This window comes from Halalkalirubrum salinum, from assembly GCF_005543295.1.
GTDB lineage: Archaea > Halobacteriota > Halobacteria > Halobacteriales > Haloferacaceae > Halalkalirubrum > Halalkalirubrum salinum.
This window is the reverse complement of record NZ_SRSG01000019.1, coordinates 1-11,846: the sequence shown is the minus strand read 5'-3', so window position 1 is coordinate 11,846 and position 11,846 is coordinate 1. Positions and strand designations below refer to the sequence as shown.

Genomic DNA, 11,846 nt, shown 5'->3' with positions numbered 1-11,846 from the left:
CAACGATGACATCATTCGGACTCTGGTGGGGAGGAGTCGGCCACTGGGACGTCTTCGTGGCCATCTACCTCTTCCTCGGGGGGATCTCCGGGGGCGCGTTCCTCGTCGCATCGATCGCCGAGTGGTTCGGTGAGCGCAGCGACCACGAGGGCTACGACTTTATCACCCGCTGGGGGTGGACGCTCTCGTTCGGAACGATCGTTGTCGGCTCCTGGACGCTGCTGGCACACCTCTCGGGGCCGTTTCTCCGGGCGTTCATGTTCCCGGTGAAGTTCACCAACTGGACGTCCTGGATGGCTATCGGCACCTGGGTGGTCGTCACCTTCAGCCTCGTCGTCATGGCGCGGATGATCTGGGCGACCTTCGGAGCCGAGGCCGCCGAGGACCCCAGCGGTCTGCCGCGGCACGTCGTCGATCGGCTAGGCAACAACCTTCTGGTCGACTGGGGGATCGATCTTCTTGACTGGGGGGCGGATCGCACCCGACCGACTGGGTTGCTCCGGCGATTGGTGCAGGTCGGCGGCGTCGCGCTGGCGGTCATGCTGGTGGTCTACACCGCCCTACTGTTGAGCGCGGTTAGCTGGATGGTGCCGCTGTGGAACGAAACCCTGCTTCCGCCGTTGTTCGTCGCCAGTGGCTTTTCGGCTGGGATCGCCATGGTGGTCGCGGTCACCTACTGGCAGAACGATCTCGATAGCCACCTCGTCCACCGATTCGGCCTGCTTGACGACGCCGTGATCGTCGCCGAAGCGCTGGTGCTGGCGGCGCTGCTGTACACGCTCACGACCGGCGGCTATGGTGCAGCCCGCACGCTTGATGGGCTCACCAGCGGGACCGGCCTGCTGCTGTTGGTCGGGATGATCAGCGCGGGGCTGTTGCTCCCGCTTGTGATCTCGGCAGCCCAGCAGCTCCTCGGGAGCGAGAGCGCGCTGGCGAGCAAGCGCGTGACGACCGCGAAGTTCGGGCTGGTGATCACCGGCTCGTTCCTGCTGCGGCTCCTGTTGATCTTCACCGCGGTTCAGCAGCCGATCATCGTCACGTAGCCCAACCACACAGTTTATGTGTCGCAGAAACGCTCACAGCTACCATACGGTTTCACCGATGAACGATACTTACGCCGACTGCTATGCGGTGCTCGCATCGTGTTTCCAACACCCCGACGACGCCTTCTTTGAGGCCGTCGACGACGGCACACTCGCGGCGACGATCCAGGAGTGCGCCGCCAACCTCGGCGTCGACGGCATTGAGTCGCCGCCGGCCTTCGAGGAGCCGCCACGGGAGGCGTATCTCCGGACGTTCGAGGCATTCGACGGCGAGTACGCTCCACCCGCGGAGTCCGCCTACGAGGCGTGGTGGGACGGCGAGAAACGGGGCATCCTCTCGGGGCCGCCCGCCAGCGACATGCAGCAGCGGTACGACGCCCTCGACGCCGAGGTTCCAGCGGCCTACCCGGCTGATCACGTCTCGCTGCTGTTGGAGTACGCCAGCCTGCTACTGGAGGCGGGCAACCGCGAGGAGTATGCCGCCTTCCATACGGCCCACTTCGACTGGATTCCGGCGTTCCGTAATCGGGTTGAGGAGACCGCCGACGCCCCGTTCTACCACTGGGCTGTCCAGACGCTCGACCGACTGACGACCGCCGCTGCCGACGATCTTCTGTGATCGGTTACTGGCTACCGGCCATTCCTCACTCGTCTGGTCGACCTTGACGGCGTAGTCGTTCAGGGGGTCGGCCTCGGCGGCCCGGCGGCTGAAATGGACAAGAAGTGACGAATAGTAATCATATTTGAATCAAAACCAACTCTCTGTTCGGTTAAATTGCCATCATAATAATCGTTATTGGATTGCCTTCTTGTAAGAATATGGAACGACCACGAGCTACTTTCGGCCTTTTCGAACGCCTCGCTACTTTGACCCACAGCTCAACCCATAAGCAACAGTCATCGATTTATTTACATAATGAATACATGACAAATATTAGTGATATGCAGACCAGTGATTCTCAAATTCTGGTAATGGACCAAATTATTAGGTGGGGATACATCCAAATCTTAGATATCACAGAATTAGGTGAGCCTAAATGAGCGACAACAAATCCAAAGCGGAGAGTCAGTCCTCAGTTGGGGCCAACGGAGTGAGCTGTCGACGAGGGTGTAGACGTAAGGGTAACCGCAGGCAGTGCAAGCGACTCAGCGACTTGGAGTGTGGTGAGACAGGGACAATCGAATGTGTTGAGTGCGGTCGCCCGAATCTCCACTCGATGGGGGTCCGACCAGGAAAGCGGATCACGGTCTGTACGAAACACCCATTTGATGGTCCGGTAGTTGTCTCAGTCGGCCGATCGACCGTTTCACTGAGTCGCTCGCACGCCCGCCAATTGGAAGTTACCACTGAGCAATGAGCCAATCGGCGTCCGTGCTGTTGATGGGTCACCCCAACGTTGGTAAAAGTGCGTTGTTCAACCGACTCGCCGGTGCGAGTATCGCTGAATCAAACTACCCAGGAACGACTGTTGAGTACACCAAAAGCCAACTCAGACTTAATAACGAACCCGTTCCGATCATTGACGTGCCGGGGACCTTTTCTCTAGAGCCAAAAGACCGGGCCGAGTCGGTCGCGATCGGGTTCCTCGAATCGGAGGTTAATCCTACTGTTGTCTGTGTCATCGATGCGACTCGGATCGAACGCGGACTGAACCTCGTCCTCGAAATTCTCGACCGTGGTTACGAGGTGGTAATCGCACTGAACATGTGGGACGAGGCTCGTCGAAAAGGCGTTGACATCGATGCCGATATGTTGGCCGATCGACTCGGTGTTCCGGTTGTCCAAACAGTGGCAACTGAAGGAGATGGTGTCGACGACCTCCGGTCGATTCTCGATCGGGCGAACTCGTCATCACTGGCGTCGATCACTGACCGCCTACCAAGCAAGGTCCACGACGACAGTATTATCACCGGTGACGAGCCCGCCGCCCGCTGGGACATCGTCGATACAATCGTCGAGTCAGTGGTGACATACCAGGAGACTGATCCTTCGTTGTCGGATCAACTCGGCCAACTGACGATCGCCCCAAAGACAGGTCTTCCATTCGCTATCGCCGTCCTCTACGGTGTGTGGGCATTTTTTAGTTCGGTGGCGGGCTTTTTCACTGATGGCTACTTTGTCCCACTGTTCGACGATCACTGGCTACCGTGGATTCAGTCGGCGTTCCCGGCCGAAGGTAGCTGGCTCTACTTCCTGCTGGTCGGCGATCCGACAGCGGTCAATAGTTTCGAGGCCTTCGGCGTGCTTACGAGCGGGCTGTTTGTCGCGGTTGGCGTTGTCCTGCCGGCTATTCTCGCGCTGTATCTCGTCCTTGCACTACTAGAGGACTCTGGATACATAGCTCGGCTGGCGGTGTTGCTAGACGCCGCTTTCCACCGGATCGGCCTCCATGGCTACGCTATCGTCCCGATGGTGCTGTCGTTCGGCTGTAACGTCCCGGGCGTCGCCGCCACGCGAACACTCGAAACTAACAAACAGCGCTTCCTGACGATGACACTGCTCTCGGTGTTCATTCCTTGCGGGGCCCAGTTAGGGGTCATGCTATCGCTCATCCCCCAGTATGCGGGCTATATCTTGTTGTATCTGCTCGTTGGATTTTTTGTATTTGGAGCGGTCCTCAATCGAATCGTCCCGGGTTCCGCACCAGAGGTTGCCGTCGATATCCCGCCACTGCGACGACCACGGTTGGCTAACGTGATCATGAAGCTCTCAGTTCGGATCCGTGGTTTCATGATGTCTGCGGTTCCGTTCGTCCTTGCTGGTGTCGGTATTGTCAACTTACTGTATCTCGGCGGGGCTGTCGACTGGCTGGCCACCGTCTTCCAGCCAGTGTTGTCAGGCTGGTTCGGCGTTCCCGAAGAAACAGTGCCGGCGTTGATCGCGGGGTTCATGCGCAAAGATCTCGCCATCGCTCAGTTGAGTGCCGTCTCGATGAGCCCCTTCCAGACGGTGATGTCTGTCGTGATGGTAAGCATCTACTTTCCGTGTGTGGCGACGTTTGCAATGCTGATCAAAGAAGGCCGGACGAGCGGTGGCATTATTCGAGCGGTCGGCGGTGCGCTTGCTACGCTCGTGGCTGCGCTGTTTATATGGGGCGGGCTGCTTCGGGTGATTGGAATTATTCTGGGGGTGGCCTAACATGCGCGTCGATGAGGTATACTTTGGCGTACTTGGAGTGGCAGTCGGCCTCATGGGACTGCTCGCGGTTGTCCGCGGCCTCGGATTGGCGCTCCCTAACCCAATATCGACACTGGGAGTGCTGACAATCTCAGGGACATTCTTGCTGTGGCGTGGGGTCATCCTGTTATCGGCGAGCGCATTCTATCTTCAGGGGGTGGTCGAAGGACTCGACCGACGGAACGCTCAGGGGACCGTGTTTTTGGGAAGTCTTATGCTTTGGATTGTCGCTGGTACTGACCTGCTTGCGAGATTACTAGAAACAATTCCAGGTGGGTCCGAACAGTGGCTCGCCAGCAGCGGTGAGATATTGGCCGTGTTGGGGCCGCCATTCTCGCCCTCAGTCGTCGCCGCACCGTTTGCGCTGTCAGCACTAGCCTACTGGTCACAGGAGAACGAGCAATGAGTACCTACCTATCAGTTCTCAGATTGCTGGCCGAGGGGACCAGTCCTGAGCGCATCGCCGTAGAACTCGACAGGCGCGAAGATGCCATACGCGGGATGCTCGAAACGATGCGCCGCCGGAACCACGTCCATCGAGTCGACTGTGAAGACAGCGCGTGTGCGGCCTGCCCGATGGCCGACGCTTGCGGGCCGATGGACAGCCCCGTCCAGTACATCGTCTCGGCCAACGGTTGGGAACTTATCGATTCTTCGACAGCAAATCGCTGAGGTTATTCTCCCTCGGAGGAGTCAATATTCTAAAAAAATCCTGCCGTTTTCATAGGGATTATCGTAGAAAGTCATAATTTTCTGCTAAGAGATCGAGACACGGGGTCAAAAGAGTGGGGTCGAAGTCTCCGGATGGCTACGATAATCCCTATCAGTAGTTACCCAACCAAGTTCTGCTTCACATGAGACCAAGTCTTCATGATGAGAATACGAATAACTGCTGTGTAACACAATCTTCAGTGCACCTGTCCGACAGCGAGAACGGACTGTGTCAGATGAATTGGTTGCCACCATGCGAGTACTTAACTAAGAGATACAGAAGCACCACTGGAACATGGTTGAGCCGCAGTCCGTCAACATCCACAGATTCCTCGGTAGCACTTATTATACAGAAATAAACCAAGTCGACGCGCTTATTGAGCGCACTACTGCAATAGGCGGAGTTCCTGTCGCAGGACTGGGAATGCTACCGTACATAGTTTGGTCACTTTTGGGCTGAAACAGTATACCACAGTCAGTCATCGCTTGAGCCTGACGCGAACGCCTACCAAATGTTGCTCTCAGCGGTAGATGAAGATGCTCGTATTGCCCAGCAATCCGACGACACAGGGACTGCACATCTCCAACAAGAACTCCTTACTGAAATCGAAGAAGATGCTCATCACATCATTCATCTCCTTGCGGATGAAAGCATAATAGCTCACAAATGTTGTCAGGGTAAATGACTTATATGACTTTGATCGGGAAGTTCACGTCGACAAATATAATAAAATATCAATTAAACATACATTCACACTAATGAAACTACATCATATAATAGTGCTCAATATTCCCAAGAACACAGAACGCGTATTATTTATTAAGAGATATTTGGGACAACATTGTCAAAATAGTCGACAACTCTATTGGACTACCTACCCAAGACAAAGATATGGAACAAAACGTTGGTGAACTCGATCGAACGGCTCGCATCGCACTCGGAGCGATCGCCGGCGGTGCGTCGCTGGCCATCCTTGGCGGAATTATCTCAACGAGCAGTCTTGCGGCCGCAGTGTTGGGAATTGTCTCCGTGGTGCTGTTTGTTACCGCCACAACCCGAACCTGTGGGGCGTACTCGCTTATCGGCGTGAATACCTGCGAACGAAAATAATTTTACTGTTTTTACGTTTTTCGAGGTTAGATGAGCAGCTGCACGTCAGAGTCAGCCATGTGGTTTAGCGCGGTCGCCGCGCCGACACCCGTGGTGACGCCGTCGTAGAAGTCCTCCTCGTCGTAGTCCATGAGCTCGATCGTCATCTGACACGCCTGGAGATCGACACCAGTTTCGAGTGAGAGGTCGATGAGCTCTTCGATCGTCGCTGTGCCGTTTTCTTCGATCCGTTTTTCCATCATTCGGGTGGCAAGCGAGTCCATCCCTGGCAGCGCCGCAAGGGCGTTGGGCATCGGCATGCTCGGGTTGCCGACCGCGCTCAGCTTGAGGTTCTTCGACTTCTCCTCGTGGAGAATGTCGAGCCCCCAGAAGGTGTGGAAGACGACGACATCCCAGCCGAACGCCGCCGCCGTACTCGCAAGGATCAACGGCGGGTACGCCATGTCGAACGATCCCTTCGTCGCGACGATCGTCATCTGTTTTTGCTCGTCGCCTGCATCCGCCTTCAGATCCGCAATCTCGGATTCGAGCGCCTCGATGCGCGCCGTGAGCGCAGCGTCGGTGCCGTCGGCTGTGGGCGTATCCGTGCTCATCTGTTCATTCGATCTTTTTGACGTAGTGTTTGTACACAGCGTCGCCGCCCTCGGTGCCCTCAGACTGTTCAAGCAGTTCGACGCCGCCCGTCCCGTCGGCCCAGCCTTTGATATCGCTCATACTGCCTGAATCGGTCGAAACGACCTCAAGCACCGACCCCGCATCGAGGGGGTCGATCGCCTGTTTGGTCTTCACGATCGGCATCGGGCAGCTGAGGCCTTTCACGTCCAACGTCTCGGTGATTTGGTACTCTCCCTTCATGTTATTGGGTGTATTGTACAATACACAGTTGTCTCTAATAAACCTGTTGTTCTAAACAGACGATAAAAAACACGTGTAGACGCCTCGAATGATCTGTTGTAGCATAAATCGACGCTGGTCGAACGGCTTCGAATCGTGTACCACACGTCATAACTTCGGTCGGCTAAAACCACCAGTATGGACAGCGTGCCCGTGAGCAAGCGATCGGCTGTACTCGTCATTGTGGCCGTGCTCTTTGCGGTCGCCGTGGGCCTGTTCGCGGTCGATCTCGGGGGCAGTGCGCCGGAGCCGGTCGAGTTTTCCGAAACGCGATCGATCGGCTTTGCCTCTGAGGTCCACCGAGAGATCGACAGCGAGGCCGCAGTGCCACGCGCACAAGTGTTCTACTCGCAGTATCAGTACGTCGTCGGCTACTACGGACTAGAGCGGGCCGCCGCGGCACTTGCTGATCCAACCAGACAACAGCAGTTTGGCTATCCAATCGCGACGTACGTGACCGACTACGCAGGGACTGGGATCGAACTCGATGACAACGGAACGATCCAGACCGACCGATCAACAGTATGGGTGCCCGCCGGAGAGGCATACTATGTCGTTGATAGCGACGCGCGAGCCCCAAACGGGCCGATCGTGGTCCCGTTCAGCGATCGAGCGGCGGCAACGACTTTTGCTGATCGGCACGGCGGCCAGGTGCTCGATTGGACGGCCCTCCGTGATCGGCCCGTGTCGATCGACGACGCGTCACTCGTCCGTGATCGCGTCGAGACGCAGCAAGGCAGCGCGGACGCGCGACTGCGGACGGCTCAACGATTGCTCGACCGGCCGCCTGCAGCCGTTAGCAATGACATGAACAGCACAGCCTCGATTCAATCGCGAATCGACGCTGCACCGAACGGATCGACGGTAGTGTTGCCAGCGGGGACATACGAGGAATCGATCGAGATCGATCGTCCAATGACACTCGTGGGTCCTCAGACGACGATCGACGGCGGCGGGGAGGGTGATGTAATCGCGGTCTCAGCGGACGAAGTAGCCATCGTTGGAGTCACCGTACGGGGCGCAGGCGATACGACCCGTGACCCGAACGCGACCGCCGAGGGCGACTGGGACACGAATATCGAACTGGGCTACGGCCACGGTGACGCCGCGATCGCGATCGTCGAAGCCAACGGGACACTCGTCCAGGATGTCCGAGTACCACACACCGACTCGAACGGGATTCTCGTCCGTGACGCGCCGGACACGGTCGTGCGAAACGTCTCAGTCACGGGCACCGCGGTGTGGCGAGACAGCTTCATGGGTGTGATGCTCATGCGATCGCCGCGGACTGTCGTCGAGAATTCGACATTTCTGGCGGGCCGCGATGGCGTGTACCTGCATCGATCGCCGGAAACTGTGATCCGATCGTCAACCTTCACAGACGGACGCTACGGTGTCCATCTCATGCACACCTCCGACGCGCTCATCCACGGAAACGAATTCGCGAACCACGACTACGGCGGGATAACGATCATGACCGACCCCGCCCGCAACGCGATCGTGAACAACGTCGTTGCCAACACATCGACGGCGATCGGCACAAGCGGATCGGATTCCTACATCGCGCACAACATTGCTGTCGACAGCAGACTCGGGATCTCAACGAGTGCGATCGGCTCGCTGTACGAACACAACGTCCTCATGGGTAACGAGTACGGCATGCGGACCGGCTCCGTTATCGCCACGAGCGACATCGCCCGCAACGACTTCGTCGACAACGATCGCCACGCGGGTGCTGGTGCTGGCCCGCTCCGCATCTGGGCGGCCGACGGCGTTAGCAACTACTGGACCGGTATGTACGGTCCATCGACCGGGGGCATCTACGAGCGTGCGTACTCGCCGACCGACCCCGTCCAGGGTGAACTGCACCGATCGACCGCCCAGCGAACACTCCACCAGTCACCCGTCTATGAGGGACTGCGAACACTCAAGGGAGCGGCCCCAGGGCTGCGATCCGGGAGTATTATTGATCCGTATCCATCCGTCGAGCCACACAATCCCCAGCGTATCGAGACCGCCCAGGCGGTTCGGGGCGACGGAATCGACAACAACCGCTCACATTTCGACACCAATGAAACCGAAGAACCCAGCGACTGAGTGCGCGAACGCGGCACAGCCCGATCGAAACGCGGCCACGACAGTTCTGGCTGGGGAGTCGATCGAGAAACGCTACGGCAGCGTCGAAGTCCTCTCAGACGTCTCGATCGAGATCCCTGCCGCCGCGGTAACCGCACTGGTCGGACCAAACGGGACGGGCAAAACGACGCTGCTTCGGTTGTTGCTCGAACTCGAAGCACCGACCTCGGGGGCAGTCACGTACGAGGGGCCCCAGACAGCCCGACGAATCGGCTACCTCCCGCAGCGGCCGTCGTTCCGGCCGGGGTTTACGGTCGCAGAGACGATCGAGTTTTATGCTTCACTTGTCGAGACGGCGGTCGATTCCGATCGCATTTTGGATCGAGTCAGGCTCACAGACGCTCGAAATCGACCCGTCGAGGCGCTGTCTGGCGGGATGACGAGGCTTCTCGGCGTCGGACAGTCGATCGTCGGCTCCCCACCAGTCGTCATTTTCGACGAGCCCGCAAGCGGACTCGATCCAACAATGGCGAATCGCGTCTTCGAGGTCGCAGACGAACTGGCCGCAGCCGGAACCGCGGTGGTGCTCACCTCCCACAATCTCTCATTGGTTTCGCGCCACGCCGATCGCGTCGGGGTCCTCTCTGACGGCACGGTGACCGAGCTTACAGCCCCACAAACGCTGGCGACACGCTATGGAGTGGGAGATCTTCGGGAGGCCTACCACGCAGTCGTCACAGCAGACCGAGCCGACCACGGCGACGGTAATGACGAGCGCCATCGCGGCGATCCAACCGACGGTGAGCGGCAATGACTGCCCACAGTGCGCTGGGTCAGGGGACAGCGATCGCCGCCCGGGAAGTCAAGACCGTCCTGCGAACACGGATATACGCACTCCTTGCCGTGGGATTGTTCGGGTTTTTGTTCGTGCTCGTCGCTGGCGGTGGTGGCGCAGCGACCGGCTACACGCCCGCAATTGTTGACCTGCTGCTACCGCTTGAGGTGATCGTGCCGGTGCTCGCGATCGCGATCGGCTACCGGAGTGTCGTCGCGGATCTCGATCGCGGCGAGCTCGCAGTCTTCACTACCTACGATGTCCCCGCGCCAGTGTACGTGACTGCGGTATATCTCGGCCGATCGGTTGGGATGCTCGGGATGCTCGGGCTTCCGCTTGTCGCGACCGGCGCAGTCATTGCGTTCACCGCCTCGCCAGACACCGGGGTGTTTGCCACCCATTCAGGCGTCGATTCACCGGTGCTTTTCGGCCGCTTCGTCGTGTTGACGGCGCTGTACGGACTGTCCATGCTGTCGCTCGTTCTCCTTGGATCGGTCATCGCCCGATCGCTCCGCACGGCGATTGCGCTGGCGATCGGCGCGGTCCTTGTGGCGGTTGTCGGCGGTGACGCCGCGATCCTCGCCGGGGTTACAGATGGGTGGATCGGACCGTCGTCGCTCTCATGGTCGTTCGCTGCAGTGCCGAACAGCGCGTATCGATCGCTCGTACTCGAGACTGTCATCGCGATCGCTGCGCCGACCGAAGGGGCCTACGGCTCGCCGGCCGCGAGCGCGATCGGGCTCGTTTCGTGGATCATCGGGCCGCTTTTGGCGGCTGCAGCGATCGTTGCGCATAAGCGATTGTAGGCAGATCCATCGCAGTGCTGTCAATCCTGTTCGGATACGTAGAATAGCGAAAAAGTACGGTCTGGCATTTTAGCTAATACGACTTTGTTGAAATTAACATACATTGACAATAAAATGTATTGCAAGTATCATTGATAGTAAAACTATCCTGGATATAATTGATGCGTTTTGTTGAACTCTTTCAAATATGACCGGGATCAAATACTGAATACAACGCGCGTGTCTTGCAAGACAGTTTGTCCAGATTGTAGGGCGAGAGACTCGATAGATATACGATTCGCGCTGTCAGAATTAAGAAAGGAGTGGTCTATTGACCGATGACTATTTATATTGTACATTTCCTTAGGGCGTTAGAGGTAGAAGTGTGGATTTATTTTTACCCTTGCTCTGCCTCCAAGCCGATCATGGACTCACAACCAACAGACCAAGGTATTCCCTTTGAGCAATCCCTCGAACAATTTCTCTTAGAAGCCTACACGTATGGACATGCTATCGAGGGTGAGTGGCATGTCACGGTCCCGATCTCCGATGCACCGGATTGGACTGTCACCATAACAAGGTCTTACTCCGACGAAGAATCTTCCTATCAACCAACTCTCATCAAAGAATAATGTCTCAGACATGGAATATTCATGTATTTTTAAGATACAGTTTTTACACCTGATATCAGAGTAACGACTGAATTATACTGACGCAGGGTCTGCTGACCGTGTTAAACGACGAGTATAATTCGAGTAGGAAAGGAGATAATGACCACTAAGACGCCATCCAAACCCACACCCGATAGTTCAACTACTAACCTCACAGCAACTGACATTTTCCCTTTGTTAGCCCACAATCGACGTCGGAACATATTGCACTTTCTTGCCGGACACGCAGGCAGCGTGCCACTTGGTGCACTCGCCGAACAGTTAGCCCTTTGGGAGGATAGCGTCTCCCGCGATCACTATGAACGCATTCTGACCAGCCTCTATCACATTCATTTGCCGAAGTTGACCGAGGCAGGAGTAATCGAATACAAGATTGAACAAGAGACGGTGACTGGATTGGACGCTATCGATTCCGTCCGCCCATATCTGGATTTGGCAATCAGAGACGATCTATCCAAATGAAGTGTGATCGTGGAAGCTACACAGAGACTCCTCTCAGAACTCAATCAGGAATACCGCGTTCTGCTAAAGAAATAACGGAT

The 11,846-nt window shown here is 57.0% G+C and carries 15 protein-coding genes; 12 read left to right on the top strand and 3 right to left on the bottom strand.

Annotated features, from left to right (window positions below):
- Window positions 1–5: 5 nt before the first annotated feature.
- The 7 genes from nrfD to E5K03_RS17895 all read left to right on the top strand — a co-directional run bounded on the left by nrfD (window position 6) and on the right by E5K03_RS17895 (window position 5,392).
- Complete coding sequence (gene nrfD / locus E5K03_RS07720) at window positions 6–1,043, top strand: NrfD/PsrC family molybdoenzyme membrane anchor subunit (protein WP_138006117.1); 1,038 nt, start codon at window positions 6–8, stop codon at window positions 1,041–1,043.
- 58 nt (window positions 1,044–1,101) lie between these two features.
- Window positions 1,102–1,662, top strand: a complete 561-nt coding sequence (locus tag E5K03_RS07715) for a molecular chaperone TorD family protein (RefSeq protein ID WP_171006634.1) — start codon at window positions 1,102–1,104, stop codon at window positions 1,660–1,662.
- 418 nt (window positions 1,663–2,080) lie between these two features.
- Window positions 2,081–2,401, top strand: coding sequence for a FeoA family protein (locus tag E5K03_RS17900; protein ID WP_138006111.1), 321 nt, complete (start codon window positions 2,081–2,083; stop codon window positions 2,399–2,401).
- A complete protein-coding gene (locus E5K03_RS07705) occupies window positions 2,398–4,182 on the top strand; it encodes a ferrous iron transporter B (RefSeq protein WP_138006107.1) in 1,785 nt (594 codons plus the stop codon). The genes E5K03_RS17900 and E5K03_RS07705 overlap by 4 nt, the downstream gene beginning before the upstream one ends.
- Before the next feature lies 1 nt (window position 4,183).
- A complete protein-coding gene (locus E5K03_RS07700; protein WP_138006105.1) occupies window positions 4,184–4,627 on the top strand; it encodes a hypothetical protein in 444 nt (147 codons plus the stop codon).
- Window positions 4,624–4,893, top strand: coding sequence for a hypothetical protein (locus tag E5K03_RS07695; protein WP_138006102.1), 270 nt, complete (start codon window positions 4,624–4,626; stop codon window positions 4,891–4,893). Before E5K03_RS07700 ends, E5K03_RS07695 begins: the two co-directional genes overlap by 4 nt.
- 313 nt (window positions 4,894–5,206) lie before the next feature.
- The gene (locus E5K03_RS17895; protein WP_394343971.1) at window positions 5,207–5,392 is read left to right on the top strand and encodes a ferritin-like domain-containing protein; all 186 of its coding nucleotides are present in this window, start codon (window positions 5,207–5,209) and stop codon (window positions 5,390–5,392) included.
- Between the two features lie 61 nt (window positions 5,393–5,453).
- Here E5K03_RS17895 and E5K03_RS17170 read toward each other — a convergent pair whose 3' ends face one another.
- Window positions 5,454–5,597 carry a hypothetical protein gene (locus E5K03_RS17170; RefSeq protein WP_171006633.1) on the bottom strand — a complete coding sequence of 48 codons (144 nt, stop codon included), beginning with the start codon at window positions 5,595–5,597 and terminating at the stop codon, window positions 5,454–5,456.
- 227 nt (window positions 5,598–5,824) lie between these two features.
- Between E5K03_RS17170 and E5K03_RS07685 the strand changes: the two genes are divergently transcribed.
- Entirely contained in the window at window positions 5,825–6,043 is a 219-nt protein-coding gene (locus E5K03_RS07685; RefSeq protein WP_138006097.1) for a YgaP family membrane protein, read from the top strand.
- Between the two features lie 26 nt (window positions 6,044–6,069).
- Here the strand turns inward: E5K03_RS07685 and E5K03_RS07680 are convergent, their stop codons facing one another.
- Together E5K03_RS07680 and E5K03_RS07675 are read right to left on the bottom strand one after the other, a co-directional pair.
- Window positions 6,070–6,636 (bottom strand): DsrE/DsrF/DrsH-like family protein, encoded by a 567-nt coding sequence (locus E5K03_RS07680; RefSeq protein WP_138006095.1) that lies wholly within the window; start codon window positions 6,634–6,636, stop codon window positions 6,070–6,072.
- Between the two features lie 4 nt (window positions 6,637–6,640).
- A complete protein-coding gene (locus E5K03_RS07675) occupies window positions 6,641–6,898 on the bottom strand; it encodes a sulfurtransferase TusA family protein (RefSeq protein WP_138006093.1) in 258 nt (85 codons plus the stop codon).
- A 177-nt stretch (window positions 6,899–7,075) separates the two neighbouring features.
- Here E5K03_RS07675 and E5K03_RS07670 point away from each other — a divergent pair, with 177 nt between their 5' ends.
- The 4 genes from E5K03_RS07670 (at window position 7,076) to E5K03_RS07655 (ending at window position 11,766) form a co-directional block, all read left to right on the top strand.
- A complete protein-coding gene (locus E5K03_RS07670) occupies window positions 7,076–9,034 on the top strand; it encodes a NosD domain-containing protein (RefSeq protein WP_138006091.1) in 1,959 nt (652 codons plus the stop codon).
- A complete protein-coding gene (locus E5K03_RS07665) occupies window positions 9,009–9,827 on the top strand; it encodes an ABC transporter ATP-binding protein (protein ID WP_138006089.1) in 819 nt (272 codons plus the stop codon). Before E5K03_RS07670 ends, E5K03_RS07665 begins: the two co-directional genes overlap by 26 nt.
- Complete coding sequence (locus E5K03_RS07660; RefSeq protein ID WP_138006087.1) at window positions 9,824–10,654, top strand: ABC transporter permease; 831 nt, start codon at window positions 9,824–9,826, stop codon at window positions 10,652–10,654. Before E5K03_RS07665 ends, E5K03_RS07660 begins: the two co-directional genes overlap by 4 nt.
- Before the next feature lie 749 nt (window positions 10,655–11,403).
- Complete coding sequence (locus E5K03_RS07655) at window positions 11,404–11,766, top strand: DUF7344 domain-containing protein (protein ID WP_138006085.1); 363 nt, start codon at window positions 11,404–11,406, stop codon at window positions 11,764–11,766.
- The last annotated feature ends 80 nt before the right edge of the window (window positions 11,767–11,846 follow it).

Coding starts and splice junctions, on each gene's coding strand:
- nrfD (WP_138006117.1), top strand. CDS start 6: ATGACATCATTCGGACTCTGGTGGGGAGGAGTCGGCCACTGGGACGTC.
- E5K03_RS07715 (WP_171006634.1), top strand. CDS start 1,102: ATGAACGATACTTACGCCGACTGCTATGCGGTGCTCGCATCGTGTTTC.
- E5K03_RS17900 (WP_138006111.1), top strand. CDS start 2,081: ATGAGCGACAACAAATCCAAAGCGGAGAGTCAGTCCTCAGTTGGGGCC.
- E5K03_RS07705 (WP_138006107.1), top strand. CDS start 2,398: ATGAGCCAATCGGCGTCCGTGCTGTTGATGGGTCACCCCAACGTTGGT.
- E5K03_RS07700 (WP_138006105.1), top strand. CDS start 4,184: ATGCGCGTCGATGAGGTATACTTTGGCGTACTTGGAGTGGCAGTCGGC.
- E5K03_RS07695 (WP_138006102.1), top strand. CDS start 4,624: ATGAGTACCTACCTATCAGTTCTCAGATTGCTGGCCGAGGGGACCAGT.
- E5K03_RS07685 (WP_138006097.1), top strand. CDS start 5,825: ATGGAACAAAACGTTGGTGAACTCGATCGAACGGCTCGCATCGCACTC.
- E5K03_RS07680 (WP_138006095.1), bottom strand. CDS start 6,636: ATGAGCACGGATACGCCCACAGCCGACGGCACCGACGCTGCGCTCACG.
- E5K03_RS07675 (WP_138006093.1), bottom strand. CDS start 6,898: ATGAAGGGAGAGTACCAAATCACCGAGACGTTGGACGTGAAAGGCCTC.
- E5K03_RS07670 (WP_138006091.1), top strand. CDS start 7,076: ATGGACAGCGTGCCCGTGAGCAAGCGATCGGCTGTACTCGTCATTGTG.
- E5K03_RS07665 (WP_138006089.1), top strand. CDS start 9,009: ATGAAACCGAAGAACCCAGCGACTGAGTGCGCGAACGCGGCACAGCCC.
- E5K03_RS07660 (WP_138006087.1), top strand. CDS start 9,824: ATGACTGCCCACAGTGCGCTGGGTCAGGGGACAGCGATCGCCGCCCGG.
- E5K03_RS07655 (WP_138006085.1), top strand. CDS start 11,404: ATGACCACTAAGACGCCATCCAAACCCACACCCGATAGTTCAACTACT.